Genomic DNA, 20,080 nt, shown 5'->3' with positions numbered 1-20,080 from the left:
TCCCCCACGGGAAAGGGCGCGCGTCAGGCGCGCCCTTTTTCATGGCTCAGCCGCCCAGGGCGATGCCTTCCCGCCGGGGATCGGCGCCGCCCGACAGGCCCTCGGGACCGATCACGATGCCTTGCAGGCCCGAGGTCAGTTCGGTCTGCTTCACCTCGAACCCGATGGCGGTCAGCCCATCGGCCAAGGCGGCGGGCAGCCCCGGTTCGACATCCATGGGACCGAAGCGGTTCACGAGATTGGGCGCGGCCACGGCTTTCTGGATGTCCATGCCCCAATCCAGATGGGCGATGATCGCCCGCGCGACATAGCCGATGATCCGGCTGCCGCCCGGCGATCCGATCACCATCGCGGGCTTGCCATCCTTCAGCACGATGGTCGGCGCCATGGACGACCGGGGCCGCTTGCCGGGCGCCAGCGCATTGGCGATGGGCCAGCCCTCGGCGTCATGGGTCTCGAAGCTGAAATCGGTCAGTTCGTTGTTCAGCAGGAAGCCATGCGCCATCACCCGCGACCCGAAGCCGTTCTCGATGGTGGTGGTCATCGACAGCGCATTGCCCTGCCCGTCTACGATCGAGATATGCGTGGTCGAGGGCAGTTCCAGCGACGCGTCCTGCCCCCACAGCGCCGCGTGGGACCAGCCGGGCTGGCCCGGCGCGACCTCGGGCAGGCTGTCGTCGCCCGCCAGCAGCTTGGCCCGTTCGGCCAGATAGGCGGGATCGATCAGCCCCTCGGTCGGCATCGGCACATGGTCGCTGTCGGCCATGAAGCGGCCCCGGTCGGCAAAGGCCAGCCGCGAGGCGTCGCCGATCAGCCGCCAGCTGTCCGGGTTTTCCGCCCCCAGTGCCGCCAGATCGTACCCGCCCAGCATCCCCAGGATCTGCCCCACGGTCAGCCCCCCGGACGAGGGCGGCCCCATGCCGCAGACATCGTGGGCGCGGTATTCCACGCAGACGGCGGGGCGTTCGACCACGCGATAGGCGGCCAGATCGCCCAGGGCCAGCAGGCCGGGATTGTCCGCGCCCCGCACGGCGGCGACGATGCCCTCGGCGACCTCGCCCCGATAGAACCCGTCGGCGCCTTGGTCCGCCAACCTGCGCAGCGTGTCGGCATAGGCCGGGTTTTTCAGCAATGCCCCTGCCGCGACCGGCTTTCCGCCGGGAAAGAAATAGGCCGCCGTTGCCGGGTCAGGTTGCAGGGCGTCACCCTCGGCCGCGACCAGATCGGCCAGGCGGGGCGAGACGGCGAAGCCTTCCTCGGCCAGCCGCAGGGCGTCGTCGAACAGACCCGCCCAATTCGCCCGGCCCCATCTGCGATGCGCGGCCTCCAGCAGGGCGGGGGTGCCGGGGGTGCCGACCGAACGGCCGCCGACCACGGCATCCATGAATTCCATCGGCTGTCCGGCATCGTCCAGAAACAGCGTGGGCGTCGCGGCCAGGGGCGCGGTCTCTCTCCCGTCCAGCGTGGTCAGATCGCCGGTTTCCGCGTCATACCAGACCAGGAAGGCCCCTCCCCCCAGGCCCGAGCTTTGCGGTTCCACCAGTCCCAGCACCGTCTGCACGGCGACCATCGCATCCGCCGCGCTGCCCCCGGCCTCCAGAACCTCGGCCCCGGCCTGGACCGCCAGCGGATGGGCCGCGCTGACCATCCAGTCCTTGCCGGAGACGGGCCTGCCCTCGGCCTTGGCGGTCAGGGCCGCGCGCGCGGCATCGGTCAGGGGACCGAAGGCATCGGCCCGGTCGGGCACCTCGGTCGCCCCCTCGGGCGCCACGGCATCGGTCGCCTGCTGGGCCTGGCCCATGGCGACGCCGCCCAGAAGCAGCGCGATCGCAAGTGCCGGATATCTCATTCCCGCCTCCCCTTCATGATAGGACCAGTCTGCGCGCTCGGGGGCCATGGCGCAACCCGCGGGATGGCCGATGCTGTCGCATCCGCCACCCGCCCCGTCCTGACCAGCGGCGGATGCGACAGCATCCTCCATCCGGTCGAAAGCATCACGTCATGGGCCACATCCTGACTTGGACCCTCAATCGACAGATGCCGATGATCGTCAGGATGAAGATCGCGACATGCCCACAGCAGGTCGATGCGGGACCGCACCTTCGGCTGGCCGGTCCACCAGAAAGGCCAGCACCGCCGGATCAGCAGGATCACCGACATGTCCGCGCCCATTTCAGATCGGCTCATCAAGCAGCCGGTCGGCGCCGCGCGTGCGCAAGTTAGAGCTGTTTTCAAAAGCCAATGCGCCACGCCGCCCTGCATCCGGCCGCGCACGAAATTCATTGCCGGCGCGCCGATGAAGCTGCCGACAAAGACATTGGTCGGCGTGTTGTAGACCTCATCCGGGGTGCCGACTTGTTCGATGATACCACCGCGCAGGATCACGATGCGGTCGGCCAGGGTCATCGCCTCGACCTGGTCATGCGTCACGTAGATGATTGTCGTCTTCAACGCCTGGTGCAGCTTCTTGATCTCGGTCCTCACCTGGCCACGGAGCTGAGCGTCGAGATTCGACAGCGGTTCATCGAACAGAAAGACCTGCGGTCGGCGCACGATCGCCCAGCCCATGGCGACACGCTGGCGCTGGCCGCCGGACAATTGGCCGGGGCGACGGTCCAATAGATGCGAGATGCCCAGCATCGTCGCCGCTTCGTCGATGAGACGGACGGCCTCGCTCCGCTCGACACCACGCACCTTCAGGCTGAAGCCGAGATTGTCGCGAACGGTCTTGTGCGGATAAAGCACATAATCCTGGAACACCATGGCGATGTCGCGTTCGCGCGGCTGCAGGTCGTTGACCATGGTGTCGCCGATACGGACCTCGCCCGAGGTAATGGATTCCAGCCCGGCCAGCATCCGCAATGTCGTCGACTTGCCGCAACCTGAAGGGCCGACCAGCACGACAAACTCACCGTCGGCGATCTCAAGGTCGATATCCTCCACGATGCGTAGTGCGCCATAGCTCTTGCCAAGCTTGCGGAAACTGACCGCTCCCATACGGCTCCCCCCTTGTGGATTCCCGGTGACGCGCCTGGGCGCCCTATTCTCGGCATATAATTGCGCTACGATTTGGTCTGAGCAACACTTATGATCCCTTAGCCCAACCCACCGAGCTTTCATTATTAATCAATATATTAACGCGAACATCCTTGAGCTCTGGGAGACATGAGCCTATCCTTGCGCTGCGGAATAAGGAGACTCGGATGGCTGAGAACCGCGCGCCGAGAAAGCGGCGCAAGATTCAAGGCGTGACGATGATGGATGTCGCAAGACATGCCGGCGTCTCGCCCTCGACGGTTTCGCTGTTCCTGCGCCGCCCCGAATCCGTATCCTCCAGCGCTGGAGAGACGATTCAAACCGCAATCAGGCAGTTGAACTATGTTCCCAACCTGATCGCCGGCGGACTCGCGGCCGCTTCGTCTCGCGTGGTTGGCGTGGTCGTGCCATCGGTCAGGAACGCGTTCTTTGCCGAAACCGTCGCAGCGCTTCAGCACGAATTAGGTCGCGCCAGATTGCAGATGCTCTTGGGACATACTGAATACCACCCGGCCACCGAAGAGGAACTGGTTCGCGCCACCCTGTCGTGGGCGCCCGCCGCCATCGTGGTCACCGGGCTGCATCACAGCGCTACGACAGAACGAATGCTACAGGCCGCCAAAATTCCGGTTGTCCAGATCTGGGAACTGGGAGGCTCGGCTCCGATCGATCTTGCGGTGGGGTTTCATCATGATCAGGTCGGCGCCGCCGCCGCACGGCATCTGGTGTCCCGCGGATATCGTTCGCTTGTGTATCTCAGCGGTCGCACCCACCAGGACAAGCGTGCGGCACAGCGGGCCGAGGGATTCCTGGCCACCGCACGCGAACTGGGCGTCCCGGTCCGCCATCTGACCCATCCCGCCGCCGCGACCACGGAATTGGGCGGCATCCTCTTCACCCAGGCACTTGAGGAAACGAAAGGCCAGCAAAGGGTGGGGATCGGCTGCTCCAACGACTCGATCGCCCTGGGGGTGGTTTTCGAGGCGCAGCGGCGTGGCAAGAAAATCCCCGATGAATACGCCGTCATCGGGTTCGGAGACCTGGGCTTTGCCGCATCCTGCAATCCGGCCCTCTCGACCATCCGCCCTGCCGGCGATTTGATCGGAAGCGAGGCCGCGCGCCTGATCATTGAGCAGCTCAATACGACTGATCCCAAGCGCAACATCGTCATTGATACCGGGTTCAGTGTAATGCATCGGCAAAGCACATAGCCTGTGGACGGCGCGACGAGCGCCGCCCAATGCAAGCGCGCCCAGGGTGTCAACAACTCTCATGGCCGCCGAACTCCTTGCCTGACAACGCAGCCTTGAGCCTGAGGGTGTCGATTACGGCAGACCAGTCGTCCGACCCGAAGCCGTCCGCCCGGGACAGCGCATAGACCTGCGAGGCGGCCGCACCCAGGCCCACGGGAACATCCAACCTCGCGCCACAGGCCAAGGCGAGGTTCAGATCCTTCGACACCAGCGCGAGGCCGAACTCGGGCGAGATATCGCCGCTGAAGATCTTGCGATCAAGGCCCTGATCACCGCCAAGTCTTGGTGAACCCGCTCAGGGGGCGGAGCGTGCAAGTGTCTTGTTCTTGTAGCGCTTGTCCTCGGTCACGTCCTTGCCGAACCATGCCGGCGGGACGAAAGAAAGGGCGGCCTCTTCCGAGGGAAACTCCACCTCGACCAGCATCAGCGGCGCCAGATGCCCGGAAAAGACGTCCATCTCGAAGTCCCGCCCGCCCGGCAGGGTTCCGCGATGGCGCATTTTCTCGACCCGCCGGCCTTTGGTCGCGGGCCAGACGGTTTCGAACTCCATCACCCCCAAGGCGATCTCCCGTTCCTCGCGGGTCAGGCCGCCATCCGTTTTCAGAGTCAGCGAGTAATCGTCGCCCTCGCGCCGCAGCCGGATCTCGACCGAATCCGTGGCGGCGGTCAGGTAGCCTTGGAGGATCGGCCTGGCGGACAACCCCCCGGGCACCGGGCTTCGATCAGGAATTTACGCTCTATTTCCTTCATGTCTGCGTCCGCCCCAAGATCTCCTCGAACAGGGCCTGATAGGCCTTGCCGGCCCTGCTGCCTGGTGCGGTTGCCAGAACCGGGGCGCGGGTCAACCCCATGCGCTCGATGTCGGAGGCGAAGGGGATCGTCGTCTGTGTGAAGCGTCCGGGATGCGCCTCTGTCATCTCGGCGATCGTCTCGCCATGCAGGCTCTTGATGTTCTGCACCATGGAAAAGAACGCGTGGATCCTCGTCTCGGGCAGGTCCGCGGCCTGGAAGAACTCCAGCAATTGCTCGAAGGTGCGTCGCGACAGGGTGGTCGGGATCACCGGCACGACCACGGCATCCGCCGCATGGAAGACATTCTCCGACAGCATCGAGATGTTCGGCGGACAATCCAGCACCACCACGTCATAGTCGGACTTGACCGCCTTCAGCGCCTTTTTCAGGCGCGACTGGCCGTTCTTCATCCGCGACAGGAACACATCGAAATCGCGAAAGCTCATATTGGCGGGCAGGATGTCGAGATTGTCATAATCGCTGCCCCGGATCGCCTTGATGAAGCGTTCGTCATCCTCGAAGAACTGCGCATCGACCAGCTTCTTCGAGGGATTCACACGGAAATAGAATCCCGACGCGCCTTGCGGATCGAGGTCGCACAGCAAGGTCCGGCGTCCTGAGGCGGCAAAGGCATAGGCCAGGTTCACCGCCGTCGCGGTCTTGCCGACGCCGCCCTTGTTGGAATAACAGGCGATGATCTGCATCAGAAACCCTTTCCTTCATGGAACAATCTGCGGATGGTCCGCTGCATCCTGTCGCTGTTGAAGCGCGTGAAGGCTGCGACGATCTTCTCGCGTTCTGCGAGCTGCTTCTGATGCAGCACGATGACCACCGCACCGACGCTCTGGGCCATGTCGAGCTTGTGCGGCTCATCGCCGAGATCCTCCGTGAAAGCCTGAAGCCTGATCTGCTGCACAGCGTAGTCGTTGAACAGGCCGAGGGAATCCTGGAGTTCCTTCAGCCGCTTGAGAACATTTTGAAAATCGTCCTGCGGAAAGACCGGGCCGAAGAATTCCATCAGATAGCGCAGCTTCTTGCATTCGATGCGCAGCCTGTGAACCTCCTCGTCGGGCGTGTCGGCAGTCATGTCCGCCGCGATGCGGCGGATCCGGCGATAACGCTTCCAGATCAGCTCGCAGGCCAGATCGAAAGAGGCGCGGCTGGCATTCGGACCGGGCAACAACTTGCGCCGTTTGGAAAACAGCTTGGACAGCGCCTTGATGTCCTTTTGATAGCCCTTGCTGCGCAAATGGGCGGCAAGCCTGGCCTGCTCTTCCTCTCGCCGGTCGCGCAGCCGCGCGAACACCCTGTCCAGGCCGTCATGCATCCTCTCCGGGACAAGGTCGCAGAAATCCTGCTGCGCCAGCAGATAGACGTCAAGATCGCGCAATGGCCCGGTGGGCGCCATCAGCGCCGAGAAGCGCGCCTTCAACTCGGCCGTCTGTCCGGGGTCATAGACGCCCTTGAACAGGCTCAGCACCGAGCGGATCTTGCGCAGAGCGACGCGATAGTCATGCAGGAATTCGGTATCGAGATCCGCGATGATGCCCTGCTCATTCGCGCGGGCGACGGGCAGATAGCCGTCGATCAGGTCATTTGCGGCGTCGAATGCGGTTTCCTCGCGCCCGACCTCGATCTTCGGCTTGGCGACATAGCCGATGCTGGCCGGGTCGATCATCCGATACAGGTTGCCCGCCCCCAGCGGCGTCCCCCCGCAGTCGCGGATATGCGCAACCAGATCGTGAAAGGCCCTGTCATAGCCGCGCAGGGCCTGCGGCGTCACCAGGATCACGGCATTGCCATCGGTCGGCTGCAATTCCCGCAATTCGGCCCGCGCGCGGGTCTTGCCCTCGGCGTCGATCAGCGCCAGCCGGCCGGATCGGGCCATGCCCGAGACGATGGGCAGCAGCGCACGCAGCGGAGACAGGCCGGCCAGCGCGGCCTTGACCGGGCCTTCGGCGAATTCCGCGACAAAGCGGGCCTGGGGCGTGGCGGGCTGGCGCAACGCTTCGCCCGTGGCCGATATCAGCTCCAGCAGGCCGCCGTCCTCCAGAAGCAGGCGCCGCGACATGCGCAGGCTTTGATCGAAACAGTCCCGGATCGCGAAGGGGCGGCTGCCCTCGGTCCATTCCAGCACCGGCTTCAGGTTCTGCACGTCCCGCTCGGCCAGGTCGCCCAGACGCGCTGCGGCGAGATAGTAGATGTCGTCGCCAGTGGTCATGCCTTCGGCTTTCGTGTTTGGTCAAGATAGTCCTCGACCAGCTTTTCGATGATCTTCTGCACGCTCGTCTCGTCTTCGATAGCGCGGATCTTCAGGGCCTTCAGCGTTTTGCCCGAGAGACGCAGAGAGGTGTTCTTCCTGCCCTCGTCCTTGGATTTCTTGGCCATATCGTGATCCCGCTTTCATGACGTCTTGATGTCATATTCTTCGCGACATGGCAAACGGATTGGCGCCCCGGCCCGTCCGCGACAGGCTGCGGCAGGCCTGCGCAGCCCGGACTCGGTGCTGGGGTTTGCTTGCGGCGATCGCCTTCGGCCGGGCCCTCTGCTGTCACTCAACGGCGACAATCGCCGCGTCATATGAACCTCGGACGGGGCCGGAGGTGCAAAGGATGCCGACAGAGATCGAACGAAAGTTTCTTCTTGCCAATGACGACTGGAGAGCGGCGGTTTCCGGATCCACACGGCTTCGAGACGGGATCCTTGCCTTCTACGACGGGCGCAAGATCCGTATTCGCTTCTATGACGAGAAGGCGACGCTGACTGTCAAGGGGCCGCGCAAGGGGCTGGCCCGAGACGAGTTCGAATACGAAATCCCGGCATCGGACGGCCTGGTCCTGCTGGAGCGGCATTGTAAAGGCGAGGTGATCGAGAAAACCCGGCACCATGTCCTCGTCAATGGGCTGGAATGGGTCGTGGACGAGTATCACGGCCTGCTGGACGGCATCATCCTCGCAGAGATCGAACTGCCAAGCGAGGAGACCCCGTTCGAGCTGCCCGCATGGGTTGCGGCCGAGGTGACGGGGATCGAGAAATATCGTCAGGTCAATCTGGTGAGAGCCCGGAAGAAGAAGCTCGCCGACATGGTTCGCCGGGCTCGGAAACGGGAAGCGAACAAGCAGCACCAGGGCGAACAGCCATCCGTGGACCATCCGTAGCGCCTCCAATCGGACCGGCAGAAGGGCTGCCAAAGCAGCGCTTCGAACATGACGGCGCTTCAAAGGCGGTCGGTCATCGGCTTGCTTGCGGTGAGCATCAGCGCGGCATTGGCCCCAAGGCCCGCTGCATCGGCGACCGGCATCCTGCGATCATCCCGTCGGACCAGGGGCATCAGCGCATGGCGACACCACGCCCGGTCTGGTGGCGATGGCGACGGAAACTCCCTGTCGCGGGAAACGAGGCTGGGGCAGAATCCGGCGATCCATTTCCGTAGAATGTCTGGCAGAGCAGGCATGCCCTGCCAGGCGAGCAGTTCCAGGGTAACGGGACCGTTTCAGGCCTCGTCTTCCTCGGAGGATTCGTCATCCTCGTCGTCTTCATCGTCCTCGTCGTCTTCGGCTTCGCCCCATGTCACCTGGAACTCCAGTTCCTCGCGGCCGTCCTCGCGCTCATGCTCGATCGAGAAAATGGCGTCGGCGGGGATCTGAACGGTTTCGCCTTCGATCTCGATTTCGAAGCTGCCGTTCTCTTCGAGGGAATCGGCCAGGCGGCGCAATTCGGCGACAAAGGCGGAAAGTTCGAGGGTCTTCTCGACGTCACGGTCGTCTTTCATCTCATGGCCCTTTCTGGTTGAGAATCAGATACACCCATCAAAGCTGCCAATTGTGGCGCATACGCGTCAGTTCGATGCCAAAGCGACGAAAGCGGGCCAGCGCCCCGCGGTCGTTGGTTTCAACTGCACGGCCGCCGCTGTGCCGACAGAGCGCCGCCTGCCGGCCGGAGCATATATCGACGTTCGGCTGTTTCCTTTTCGACAAAGAACCCGTGGCGCGCATAGAAACGGATCGCCGGATTTGTCGTCAGAACGCTGAGCCGCGTTGGCAATCCGCTGGCGGCTGCCCGGCATACATCTTGTTCGAGAAGGTAGCCGCCTATTCCGAGGTTCTGAAAAGCAGGCTCTATGTAAAGGCTGTCGATCCACAATTGCTCATCAGTCACCGTCCTTGCCAGACAGCCAGCATGTTGGGCAGAGATTTCGATGACGACGTATTTTGCCGTATCGATTTCGGTGATCGGACGGGGGCGCCACTGCCCCCACAAGGCTTCGGCATAGCCGCGCATGCAGCGCTCCTCCAGCGCAAGCAGATAGCCGCGATCCCCTGGCGAAGCGGGCCTCAGCCGAAGATCGCGCTTCAGATCGAATTTCGGAGTGCTTTCCATATCCTGACAAAGACGGGCCCGCGCATCGTCGCGCGGGCCCGATCTCTTCGCCGCCCATCGGGAACGGGCGATTTCGGTCATTCGGCCGGAACGGGAGCCGAGCCGTCCGCCGCCCGCGAGGGCGTCTCGGCCGGGGGGGTGCCGGCAGGGGCGGCGGGGCGATGCATGATGGCGCTGCGATCGACCGAGGCTCGCTCGGCCCGGATGCGCTCGATCAGGCCTTCGGCCCGCTCGATCGAGCCCAACAGGGCGATCAGCGCACCTTTTTCGCCCGCGCCGACATCGCGGCGCTGCAGGGCCTTCCAGCGCAGCTCCTCGACCCCCGGAACGGTGCTGTGGCCGGCGGGCATCCGGGGATGGACGCCGGGGGCGAACAGCACCGTGTTCATCGCCTGATCCAGCCGCTCCAGCCCCAGGCCCAGCACCTCGCAGGCGGCCGCGGAGAAGGGTTCGCGCTTTACCCGCCGCGCGATCTGGTAGAGCGATTCCGACAGCGCCGAGGTAAAGTCCACCTCCTCGATCAGCGAGGCCACCAGGTCCAGCTGGTCGCGCGACAGGCCGTCCTGGAACAGCTGCGCCGAGAACGAGCGGATCTCGCGGCTGAGCTGGTCGGTGGCGGCATGGTGTTCGACCGGATCCTTGGGCGCGTTCTTCTTATCGCGCGCGATGTCCAGAAACACCGCCCCGGCCTGCAACTGGCGTTGCGCCTCTTGCTGGACGGCGGGCAGGGCGGCGTTGAAATCGGCGATCAGGCGGCGGTCCAGATAGCGCGGGACCGAGTAATCCTCGACATCCTCGTCCTGGGTCCGGCCGACGCGCGACAGCACGCGGTCGAAGGTGTTCACGAAGGGGAACAGGATCAGCACGTTGAAGATGTTGAAGACGATCGAGAAGACACCGATCACGATCGGAACGCCCGGATAGGTGTCGTGGCCGTCGACCATGACCGGCGCGCCGGGATCGATGCCCCAGAAGCCCAGCGCGGACCTGAGCAGCCAGATCGCCGGGAAGAACAGCAGCAGCACCACCGAGACGCCGATGAAGTTGAAGGCGATATGGGCATAGGCCGCGCGCTTGGCGTTCTTGGACAGGTTCAGCGAGGCCAGCCACGAGGTGATCGTGGTGCCAAGATCCGCGCCCACAGCGAAGGCGACGGCGGTTTCCCAGGACAGGATGCCCGAGGCGCCCAGGCCCATGACGATGCCGATGGTGGCCGAGGAGGAGTGGATCAGCGCCGTGATCAGCGCCGCGATCAGCACGCAGGCGATGACGCCCGTGAAGGTGCTGGCGTCCAGCGACTGGATCAGTTCCAGCACCTCGGGCATCTTGCGCAGCGGCTTCAGGCCGCCGGTCATCAGGTTCAGGCCATAGAAGATCAGCGAGAACCCCATCGAGGCCAGCGCGATGTTGCGCCATCTGTCCGATTTCGCAAAGCAATAGACGGTCGCGAAGATGCCGCCGAAGAACAGCCCCAGCGGCCCCAGCGGCAGCGCGATCAGCCCGTTGCCCAGCGTCGTGCCGATATTGGCGCCCATGATGACCGAGATGGCCGAGCGCAGGCCCAGCACGCCGGCATTGACCAGGCCCACGGTCATCACCGTCATCGCGGTCGAGGACTGGATGATCCCGGTGATGATGGTGCCCGCCATGACGCCCTTGACCGGGGTGCCGGCCATCTTGGCCAGCCATTCGCGCATCTTGTTGACGGACAGCGCCTGAATGCCGCTTGCCATGAATTCGAGGCCGAGCAGGAAGATGCCCAGGCCCCCGATCACCGGAACGATGATTTCCTTGAACAGATCAACTTCCACGTTATCACCTTTGCGTAGGACGCCATGCGCCCGGTCAGGAGTTCTTGTCGGACCCGGCGGCCGACCAATAGCTTTCGACTTCCGTCACGACCTCGGCCGGAAGCGGGACATAGCCAAGCGCATCGGCCTGACGCGGGGCCTGCGCGTAGAAATAGCGAAAGAAGGCCAGGGCCCGGTCCTTCTGCCGGTCATCCTTGCGCATGACGACATAGACGGTCGCGGTCATCGGCCAGCCTTGCATGGCCGAGGCCGCCTCGACCGGCTGGCCCGGCTTCCAGCCCGCCACGGTGGCGGCGGCGCGGATGGTCTGGGGTTTGGGGCTGACCACCTCGCCAGAGCCGTTCACCAGCCTGACGATGGTCAGCCCGGCGCGGCCGGCCTGGCCGCTCTCGGCATAGCCGATGGCGCCGGGCACGGACTTGACGGCCTCGATGATGCCGCGGCTGCCCTTGGCGCCCTCGCCCACAGGCCAGTGCGGCTGCGCGGTCTGTCCGGCGGTCCAGGTGGGCGACTGCGCCAGATAGCCGGTAAAGGTCCAGGTGGTCCCCGACCCGTCGCTGCGATGACGCACCGCGATGGTCTGATCGGGCAGGGCCACGCCGGGATTGAGGGCGGCGATGGCGGGATCGGACCAGGTGGTGATCTCGCCCCGATAGATCGCCGACAGCAGGTCCGCATTCAGCGTCAGCCCGGCGTCGCCCAGGTCCAGGTTCACCACCGGCGCCGCCGCGCCGAGAATCAGCGGGAACTGAATCCGCCCTTCGGCTGCCAGATCCTGGGGCGATACCGGCACCTCGGTGACGGCGAAGGTCACTGTCGGATCCTCCAGCCGCATCAGCCCGCCGACCGAGCCGACGGGATCGTAATCCAGCGCGCCGGACCCCCCGACCCAGTCGTTGCTTTCGCCCTCTTGGGCCACGACATCCACCCGATCGGCGACGAGATAGCCTTGATAGGCGGTCGAAACCTTTTGCAGGATGGGATCCACCAGCGTGGACCCCGCCCCGACCAGCCGGCCTTCGACATTGCTTCCCGCGACCGCGAAGATCAGGAACCCGATGCCAAGGACCGCAAGCGCCGATGCGGCGATGCGCCGCCCAAGGCTCCATTTCGGTGTGACGACTTCAACTCCGTCCGATCCCGATGCGAGCATCCGGCGGCCTCCACGATGATTACGCACTTTTCCGTGGTGCCTAACGCCCGATCACGACCACTTTATGACAATTCGTCACATGCGATCCGCTGGGGCGCCCGCCCGGCCCCTGCCATGCGGCATGTTTTCGCGGTCATCAGCATTTCACATCGCCCGTGGACAGGCCGTGGCCTGGGCCGCGATCCTCGCCAGGGCGACGGCCATCGCGGGCATCCGGGGGATGAACTTCGCCAGCAGGCCCGACCTTGAGACCCGCTTGATGTCGTGCCGATGGTGATCGCCGCGACCCGCATCCGCCTTCCCTGCGCTTCAAGATCGCCCGGTTGCCCCAGGGTCACGGCGCAATTGCGGCCGGCGCTGTCACAAGTCTGTTGTGACCCGTCGCCTAGATGAGAGCGACTCGGAGGTCCGCAATGTTTTCTCTGGCAAACAAGAAGGTTCTGGTTGTCGGCATCGCCAACCGCGATTCGATCGCCTGGGGCTGTGCCCGCGCGTTCCGCGCCCAGGGGGCCGATCTGGCCGTCACCTGGCTCAATGCCAAGGCCGAACCCTTCGTCCGGCCCCTGGCCGAGGAGCTTGAAGCCCAGATCGCCATGCCGCTGGATGTCAGCCAGCCCGGCCAGATCGAGGCGGTCTTCCAGGCCATCACGGATCGCTGGGGACGGCTGGACGTGCTGCTGCACTCGATCGCCTTCGCGCCGCGCAGCGACCTGCATGGCCGGGTGGTCGATTGTTCCGCCGAAGGCTTCGGTCTGGCGATGGACATCTCGGTCCATTCCTTCCTGCGCATGATCCGCCTGGCCGAGCCGCTGATGCGCGGGGGCGGCTGCTGCCTGTCGGTGTCCTTCTTCGGCGCCTCGCGCGTGGTGCGCCATTACAACATGATGGGCCCGGTCAAGGCGGCGCTGGAAAGCGCCACCCGCTATGCCGCCGCCGAACTGGGCGAAAAGGGCATCCGCGTCCATGCGCTGTCGCCGGGGCCCTTGGCAACGCGCGCCGCCTCGGGCATCGATCATTTCGACGAATTGCTGGATGCGGCCGCCAGCCGCGCGCCGACGCATCAACTGGCCTCGATCGAGGATGTGGGGGCGATGGCCGCCTTCCTCGCCTCGGACGAGGCACGCAACCTGACCGGCGGTGTCCATGACATCGACGGCGGATTCTCGATCACTGCCTGAGGAGTGCCGGATCATGGCCAGTCTTTTCGAACTGTTCGACCCCAAGCTGCAACCCGCCATCCCGCGGGTTCAGGGCGATGCCATCGAGCGCTTGCAGGAAGACCTCGACGCCACCCGCGCCGAGGCCGAGGCCATAGCCCAGACCGGCAAGCTTCAGTCCACGGCGGTGTCGCGCCACAGCCAGCGGATCATGGAAACCCATTCCGAACGCACGCGCCGGCTGATGCAGGCGGGCCAGGCGCTGATCGAGGGGCTGACCCATTTCCAGGCCCAGGGCCGGCTGGCGACCGCCTTGCAGGAATATCAGCGCGACGCGGCCGAACGCGCGGTGCTGACCGCCGACACGCTGCGCAAGCGCGGCGACATCTTTCTGGAACACGAGGCGGCGAACTGCCCGCCGGTGCTGATCTATGACTATGAACTGGTCATGGACGGGGCCGACATGGCCTATCCCTGCAACTACATGCTGCTGCGCATCCTGCCGCCCGAAGGCGTGACCATCGACGACAGCAAGCGGCCCTATGTGATCATCGACCCGCGCGCCGGTCACGGGCCCGGCATCGGCGGCTTCAAGACCGACAGCCAGGTCGGCGTCGCCATGCGCGCGGGCCATCCGGTCTATTTCGTGGCCTTCCGCTCGCGCCCCGAGCCGGGGCAATACCTGTCCTATGTCACCCGCGCCGAGGCCGCTTTCGTGCGCGAGGTGATGCGCCGCCACCCCGAGGCCCCGAACCCCGTCGTCACCGGCAATTGCCAGGGCGGCTGGGCCACGCTGCTGCTGGCGGCGATGAACACCGACCTGACCGGCCCGATCGTGGTGAACGGCGCCCCGGTCGCGCCCTGGTCGGGCAAGGTCGGGCAGGATCCGATGCGCTATAACGCGGGCGTCCTGGGCGGCACCTGGCTCACCATGTTCCTGTCCGACCTGGGCGGCGGCATCTTCGACGGCGCGCATCTGGTCCAGAACTTCGAGGCGCTGAACCCCGGCCGCACGCTGTTTCGCAAATATACCGACCTGTTCCGCGACATCGACAAGGGCGACAAGACGTTCCTTGAATTCGAAAAATGGTGGGGCGGCTTCTTCATGCTGACCGAGCCCGAGATCAAATGGATCGTCGAGCAGCTTTTCATCGGCAACCGCCTGTCCAAGAACGAGGCCCGGATCGAGCCGGGCCGCCCGGTCGATCTCAAGGCGATCCGCGCGCCGATCATCGTCTTCGCCAGCCATGGCGACAACATCACCCCGCCGCAGCAGGCCCTGAACTGGATCGCCGAGACCTATGCCGATGTGCAGGAAATCCGTATCCGCGGCCAGCGCATCGTCTATATGGTCCATGACCAGGTCGGCCATCTGGGCATCTTCGTGTCCTCGCAGATCGCGCGCAGGGAACATGCCGAGGTCGCCTCGACCCTGGAAACCATCGAGGCGCTGGCGCCCGGCCTTTACGAGATGCGCATCGAGGACGTGACCGAGCGCGACGGCAAGAAGATCTTCACCGTCAGCTTCGCCGAACGCAGCCTGGACGATATCCGCGCGCTGGATGACGGCTTTGCCGACGAACGCCCCTTCGCCGCCGTGGCCCGCGCGTCCGAGGTGCAGGCGCAGGTCTATGACGCGGTGCTGCGCCCCTGGGTCAAGGCCGCCGTCACCCCCACCGGAGCCGAGATCAGCCGCGCCCTGCACCCCAAGCGGGTGGAGCGGGCGCTGGCCTCGTCGCGCAACCCGGTGATGACCAAGGTCGCCAGGGCGGCGGAAACGGTGCGCGAGAACCGCCGCAAGGCCGCGCCCGACAACCCCTTCCTGGCCGCCGAGCAGCTTTGGGTGGACGGGGTCGAACAGGCGATCGACCTTTACCGCGACACCCGCGACATGGTCTATGAACTGGCCTTCTACAGCATGTGGTCGACGCCTTGGGCGCGGGTTTTCGGCCGCACCCACGAAGCGCGCCGCACGCTCAAGAACAACGACGAGCTGCGGGGCCTGCCCGAGGTCGCCTCGGCGCTGTGCAATATCGACCGGGGCGGTTTTGCCGAGGCGGTGATCCGCATGCTGGTCATGCTGGCCGACAACCGCAAGGGCGTGCGCCGCGACCGGTTGGAGCGGTCGTCCCGTGTGCTGACCCAGGACGAGCCGTTCCGGTCGCTGGGCGCCGAGCGGCGCGCCCATATCATCCACGAGCAGACCCTGATCGCCACCTACGAGCCCGAGCAGGCGATGGACACGCTGCCGCAGTTGCTGGTCGATCCGGCCGAGCGCGAACTGGCGCTGAAAGTAGTCCGGTTCATTCCGGGCGCCGCCGACGAGATGTCGCCCGAGACGCTGCGGCTGCTGGAGCGCTTTCACCAGGTGCTGGACGTTCCCTATGTCCCGGGCGACCTGATCAGCGATCCGCTGGATCCGGAAGCCGCGCCCCAGCCCTCCGACGAACCGGCGCCGCGTCCCGCCCCCCGCCGCGCCGCTGCGGCGCGCGCCGCAGCCAAGGAGGCCGAGCCGCTGGCCGCGGAAACCGCGCATGGCAAGCAGGCCCCGGCAGGGACCGGCGACGATACCGCCGCCGCTGCCGGCCAGATGGACCGCTGAGATGCGTCTGGTCAACCTTACCCTTGACGAACTGGCCCTTGGCCAGACGGCCGAACTGCGCCGCCTGATCACGCCGGACGATCTTTACGTCTTTGCGGCGGCATCGGGGAACTACAACCCGATGCATCTGCCGTCCGCCGATCTGGACGGCGACGGCCGACCCGAGGATACCGCGCCGGGCATGTTCGTCGCCTCGCTGATCTCGGCGGTGCTGGGCACGATGCTGCCCGGGCCGGGCACGCTCTATCGCCGGCAGGAACTGGATTTCCATGACCGCGCCCATGCCGGCGACGAATTGCTGTGCAGCGTCGCCGTGATCGGCAAGGCCGATGGCGTGGTCAGCCTGGAAACACGCGTGACGCGGCCGGCGGATGGCGCACTGATCGTCAGCGGCGTGGCCGAGGTGATCGCCCCCACGCAGAAATTCGACCGCGACGATATCGAAGTGCCCGGCCTGGTCGTCCAGCGTCATCGCCATTTCGAGGCTCTGGTCGACCGCGCCCGCGCCCTGGCGCCGCTGCCGGTGGCGGTGGTCTGTCCCGACGACGCGAATTCGCTGGGTGGCGCGGTGCTGGCTGCGCGCGAGGGCATCGTCACGCCGATCCTGATCGGCCGCGCCGACGCGATCCGCGCCGCGGCCGAGGCGACCGGCGCCGACATTTCCGGGTTCGAACTGATCGACGTGGCCGGTGACCAGGCCGCCGCCGCCACCGCCTGCGCGCTGGTCCACGAGGGCCGCGCCAAGGCGGTGATGAAGGGGCACCTGCATACCGACGACCTGCTGAAGCCGATGCTGGACAAGGCCGGCGGCCTGCGCGTCGGCCGCCGCTTCACCCATGTCTTCGTCATGGACGTGCCGGGCCGCCCCGAGCCGGTCATGGTCACCGACGCCGCGATCAACATCGCCCCCGATCTGGCGACCAAGGTGGACATCACCCAGAACGCCATCGACCTGGCCCGTGCCATCGGCATGGAGCCGCGCGTGGGCGTTCTGTCGGCGGTGGAAACCGTGAACCCCGCGATCCAGTCCTCGATCGACGCGGCGCTGCTGTCCAAGATGGCCGAGCGCGGCCAGATCACCGGCGGGCTGGTCGATGGACCGCTGGCGATGGACAATGCCGTCGATCCGGGCGCCGCACGCACCAAGGGGCTGAAGGGCGGCGTCGCGGGCCTGGCCAATATCCTGGTCGTGCCGGGGATCGACGCCGGGAACATGCTGGCCAAGCAACTGGCCTTCGTCAGCCATGCCGAGGGGGCCGGACTGGTCCTGGGCGCGCGGGTGCCGGTCATCCTGAACTCGCGCTCGGACAGCCCGATGTCGCGGCTCGCATCCTGCGCGGTGGCGGCCCTCCACCAAGCCCATGCCGAAGAACGCAAATGAGGGATCTCATGGACCAGAATGCCGGGTTCCTGGCGCTGAACGCGGGGTCGTCCTCGCTCAAGGTGGCGCTGTTTCCGGCGACCGGCGACGAACCGCTGGTGACCGGACAGGCCGAGCGGATCGGACCCGAGGGGGTGATGAAGCTCAAGGACGCCGATGGCAATGTGCTGCCGCTTGCCGATGGCGATCTGAGCAGCCATGCGGGCGCGCTGGCCACCGTGATCGCCACGGTCAAGCAGGCATTTCCCGACCTGACCATGGCCGCTGTCGGCCACCGCGTCGTGCATGGCGGGCTGGATTTTTCCGAACCCGTGCTGGTCGATGAGGACATCCTGCTGAAGCTTTCGGAACTGGAGCCCTTCGCCCCCCTGCACCAGCCGCACAACATCGCGGGCATCCGCGCCGCGATGACGGCGTTTCCGGGTGTGCCGCAGGTCGCCTGCTTCGACACCGCCTTCCATCGCGGACAGCCTTTCGTGAACGACACCTTCGCGATCCCGCACCGCTATTACGAGGCGGGCGTGCGCCGCTATGGCTTCCACGGACTCAGCTATGACTATGTGACCGGCGAGCTGGAACGCATCGCGCCGCATCTGATGGCGGGCCGCGTGGTGGTGGCGCATCTGGGCAATGGTGCGTCCATGTGCGCGATCTACAAGGGCCGCTCGGTTGCCTCGTCCATGGGTTTCTCGGCGCTGGACGGGCTGCCGATGGGCACGCGCTGCGGCCAGATCGACCCCGGCGTGCTGCTTTACATGCTGGATCGCGAGGGGATGGACACCGCCCAGATCCGGCAGGTTCTGTATAACGAATCCGGCCTGCTGGGCCTGTCGGGCGGGCTGTCGAACGACATGCGCACGCTTGAGGCGGCCGACAACGCCGCCAGCCACCGCGCCATCGACTATTTCGTGTTCCGCGTGCAGCGCGAACTGGGCGCGCTGGCGGCGGTGATGGGCGGGGTCGATGCGCTGGTCTTCTGCGGCGGCATCGGCGAGAACAGCCGCGTCATCCGCCGCCGTGTCTGCGAACGGCTGGGCTGGATGGGAATCGAGATCGACCACGGCCGCAACGCCCAGAACGCGACCATCCTGTCCTCGGAATTCTCGCGAACCACGGTGATGATCGTGAACACGCGCGAGGATCTGGTCATCGCCCGCGCCGCCCGCGCGGCCGCCGGGATCGAAGAAGGGGCCGAGGCATGAAGGGCGCGCTGAAACCGGATGCCGCCGCCGAAATGATCCCCGACGGTGCCAGCCTGCTGATCGGCGGCTTCATGGCCGTCGGCACGCCCGAACGCCTGATCGATGCGCTGGTCACGCGCGGCGCGCGCGATCTGACCGTGATCGCCAATGACAGCGCCATGCCCGGCAAGGGCATCGGCAAGCTGATCTCGGCCGGGGCGGTCAGCCGTGTCGTCGCCTCGCATATCGGCCTGAACCCGGAAACCCAGGCCAAGATGATCTCGGGCGAGATCGAATGCGAACTGGTCCCGCAAGGCACGCTGGTCGAGCGGATCCGTGCCGGCGGCGTCGGTCTTGGCGGGGTGCTGACCCCGACCGGCATCGGCACCGAGGTCGAGGACGGCAAGCAGCGGATCGAGGTCGAGGGCCGGACCTTTCTGGTCGAACCGCCGATCAAGGCCGATTTCGCCCTGCTGGGTGCCTGGCAGGCCGATTATGTCGGCAATCTCTACTATCTGCTGACCGCCCGCAACTTCAATCCGGTGATGGCGCTGGCCGGGGGAACGGTGATCGCGGAACCGGATTCGATCGTGCCGGTGGGGGTGATCTCGCCCGATGTCGTGCATACGCCGGGCGCACTGGTCGATCACCTGCTGGTCCACGGCTGAGGGGGACAATCATGGACGCCAAGGAGTTGATCGCGCGTCGCGTCGCGCTGGAAATCAAGCCGGGGATGCTGGTCAACCTGGGGATCGGGCTGCCGAGCCTGGTGGCCAATTACGTCCCCGCCGAAGCCGGGGTCTATTTCCAGGCCGAGAACGGCATCATCGGTCTGGGCGCCCGTCCGCCCGAGGGGATGGAACATGCCGATCTGACCGATGCCGGCGGCGGTTTCGTGACCGCCGTTCCGGGCGCGGCCACCATCGACAGCGCCATCAGCTTCGGCCTGATCCGGGGCGGCCACCTGGACGTGACCGTCCTGGGCGGGTTGCAGGTCGATGAGCTGGGCCATCTAGCGAACTGGAAGGTGCCGGGCAAGATGGTGCCGGGCATGGGCGGCGCGATGGATCTGGTGACCGGCGCGCGCCGCGTCATCGTCGCCATGCAGCACGCCGCGCGCGGCCAGAGCAAGATCGTGCCGCGCTGCACCCTGCCGCTGACCGCGCAGCGCCGCGTCGATCTGGTCATCACCGAACTGGCCGTGATCCAGCCGACCGAAACGGGTCTGGTCCTGCGCGAGACCGCGCCCGGCATCACCGTCGATCAGGTGCTGGCGGCGACCGAGGCGAGCCTGGTCCTGGCCGACGACCTGACCGAAATGCAGATCGACTGAG

Annotated in this window: 19 protein-coding genes; 8 read left to right on the top strand and 11 right to left on the bottom strand. The window is 65.8% G+C overall.

The window, feature by feature from the left end:
- Positions 1-46 precede the first annotated feature (46 nt).
- Together ggt and PXD02_RS02260 are read right to left on the bottom strand one after the other, a co-directional pair.
- On the bottom strand, positions 47-1,849 hold the full coding sequence (ggt, locus tag PXD02_RS02265; RefSeq protein WP_275105341.1) for a gamma-glutamyltransferase: 1,803 nt from the start codon (positions 1,847-1,849) through the stop codon (positions 47-49).
- Entirely contained in the window at positions 1,846-2,997 is a 1,152-nt protein-coding gene (locus PXD02_RS02260) for an ABC transporter ATP-binding protein (protein ID WP_275105340.1), read from the bottom strand. The genes ggt and PXD02_RS02260 overlap by 4 nt, the downstream gene beginning before the upstream one ends.
- A gap of 206 nt (positions 2,998-3,203) precedes the next feature.
- Here PXD02_RS02260 and PXD02_RS02255 point away from each other — a divergent pair, with 206 nt between their 5' ends.
- The gene (locus PXD02_RS02255; RefSeq protein WP_275105339.1) at positions 3,204-4,247 is read left to right on the top strand and encodes a LacI family DNA-binding transcriptional regulator; all 1,044 of its coding nucleotides are present in this window, start codon (positions 3,204-3,206) and stop codon (positions 4,245-4,247) included.
- A gap of 49 nt (positions 4,248-4,296) precedes the next feature.
- On the opposite strand, the gene PXD02_RS02250 is transcribed toward PXD02_RS02255, so the two are convergent.
- Genes PXD02_RS02250 through PXD02_RS02230 form a run of 5 tightly spaced genes read right to left on the bottom strand, consistent with a single transcriptional unit; the run spans position 4,297 to position 7,469 of the window.
- Positions 4,297-4,539: an NAD-binding protein gene (locus tag PXD02_RS02250; RefSeq protein WP_275106339.1), complete on the bottom strand. Its 243-nt coding sequence runs from the start codon at positions 4,537-4,539 to the stop codon at positions 4,297-4,299.
- 45 nt (positions 4,540-4,584) lie between these two features.
- Positions 4,585-4,989 (bottom strand): CYTH domain-containing protein, encoded by a 405-nt coding sequence (locus PXD02_RS02245; RefSeq protein WP_275105338.1) that lies wholly within the window; start codon positions 4,987-4,989, stop codon positions 4,585-4,587.
- Positions 4,990-5,035: 46 nt separating this feature from the next.
- Positions 5,036-5,785 (bottom strand): ParA family protein, encoded by a 750-nt coding sequence (locus PXD02_RS02240; protein ID WP_275105337.1) that lies wholly within the window; start codon positions 5,783-5,785, stop codon positions 5,036-5,038.
- A complete protein-coding gene (locus tag PXD02_RS02235) occupies positions 5,785-7,302 on the bottom strand; it encodes a CHAD domain-containing protein (protein ID WP_275105336.1) in 1,518 nt (505 codons plus the stop codon). The genes PXD02_RS02240 and PXD02_RS02235 overlap by 1 nt, the downstream gene beginning before the upstream one ends.
- A complete protein-coding gene (locus PXD02_RS02230; protein ID WP_143793956.1) occupies positions 7,299-7,469 on the bottom strand; it encodes a CopG family transcriptional regulator in 171 nt (56 codons plus the stop codon). Before PXD02_RS02230 ends, PXD02_RS02235 begins: the two co-directional genes overlap by 4 nt.
- 224 nt (positions 7,470-7,693) lie before the next feature.
- Between PXD02_RS02230 and PXD02_RS02225 the strand changes: the two genes are divergently transcribed.
- The gene (locus PXD02_RS02225) at positions 7,694-8,239 is read left to right on the top strand and encodes a CYTH domain-containing protein (protein ID WP_275105335.1); all 546 of its coding nucleotides are present in this window, start codon (positions 7,694-7,696) and stop codon (positions 8,237-8,239) included.
- Positions 8,240-8,574: 335 nt separating this feature from the next.
- Here PXD02_RS02225 and PXD02_RS02220 read toward each other — a convergent pair whose 3' ends face one another.
- From PXD02_RS02220 to pstS, 4 genes are all read right to left on the bottom strand, one after another.
- The gene (locus PXD02_RS02220; protein WP_275105334.1) at positions 8,575-8,853 is read right to left on the bottom strand and encodes an amphi-Trp domain-containing protein; all 279 of its coding nucleotides are present in this window, start codon (positions 8,851-8,853) and stop codon (positions 8,575-8,577) included.
- 119 nt (positions 8,854-8,972) lie between these two features.
- Positions 8,973-9,542, bottom strand: coding sequence for a GNAT family N-acetyltransferase (locus PXD02_RS02215; protein WP_275105333.1), 570 nt, complete (start codon positions 9,540-9,542; stop codon positions 8,973-8,975).
- Entirely contained in the window at positions 9,539-11,272 is a 1,734-nt protein-coding gene (locus PXD02_RS02210) for a Na/Pi cotransporter family protein (RefSeq protein WP_275105332.1), read from the bottom strand. The genes PXD02_RS02215 and PXD02_RS02210 overlap by 4 nt, the downstream gene beginning before the upstream one ends.
- Positions 11,273-11,306: 34 nt before the next feature.
- Positions 11,307-12,425, bottom strand: a complete 1,119-nt coding sequence (pstS, locus tag PXD02_RS02205) for a phosphate ABC transporter substrate-binding protein PstS (RefSeq protein ID WP_275105331.1) — start codon at positions 12,423-12,425, stop codon at positions 11,307-11,309.
- A 413-nt stretch (positions 12,426-12,838) separates the two neighbouring features.
- Between pstS and fabI the strand changes: the two genes are divergently transcribed.
- From fabI to PXD02_RS02175, 6 genes are read left to right on the top strand one after another with little or no spacing between them, the layout of a single operon-like run.
- A complete protein-coding gene (gene fabI / locus PXD02_RS02200) occupies positions 12,839-13,603 on the top strand; it encodes an enoyl-ACP reductase FabI (protein ID WP_275105330.1) in 765 nt (254 codons plus the stop codon).
- Positions 13,604-13,616: 13 nt separating this feature from the next.
- On the top strand, positions 13,617-16,184 hold the full coding sequence (locus PXD02_RS02195; RefSeq protein ID WP_275105329.1) for a DUF3141 domain-containing protein: 2,568 nt from the start codon (positions 13,617-13,619) through the stop codon (positions 16,182-16,184).
- A gap of 1 nt (position 16,185) precedes the next feature.
- Positions 16,186-17,565, top strand: coding sequence for a bifunctional enoyl-CoA hydratase/phosphate acetyltransferase (locus PXD02_RS02190; RefSeq protein WP_275105328.1), 1,380 nt, complete (start codon positions 16,186-16,188; stop codon positions 17,563-17,565).
- A gap of 8 nt (positions 17,566-17,573) precedes the next feature.
- A complete protein-coding gene (locus tag PXD02_RS02185) occupies positions 17,574-18,767 on the top strand; it encodes an acetate/propionate family kinase (protein ID WP_275105327.1) in 1,194 nt (397 codons plus the stop codon).
- The gene (locus tag PXD02_RS02180) at positions 18,764-19,414 is read left to right on the top strand and encodes a CoA transferase subunit A (protein WP_275105326.1); all 651 of its coding nucleotides are present in this window, start codon (positions 18,764-18,766) and stop codon (positions 19,412-19,414) included. The genes PXD02_RS02185 and PXD02_RS02180 overlap by 4 nt, the downstream gene beginning before the upstream one ends.
- A gap of 11 nt (positions 19,415-19,425) precedes the next feature.
- Positions 19,426-20,079 carry a 3-oxoacid CoA-transferase subunit B gene (locus PXD02_RS02175; RefSeq protein ID WP_275105325.1) on the top strand — a complete coding sequence of 218 codons (654 nt, stop codon included), beginning with the start codon at positions 19,426-19,428 and terminating at the stop codon, positions 20,077-20,079.
- The last annotated feature ends 1 nt before the right edge of the window (position 20,080 follow it).

Source organism: Paracoccus sp. S3-43 (assembly GCF_029027965.1).
Lineage (GTDB): Bacteria > Pseudomonadota > Alphaproteobacteria > Rhodobacterales > Rhodobacteraceae > Paracoccus.
Note: the sequence above shows the minus strand (reverse complement) of the source record. Positions and strands in the feature narration are given on the sequence as shown.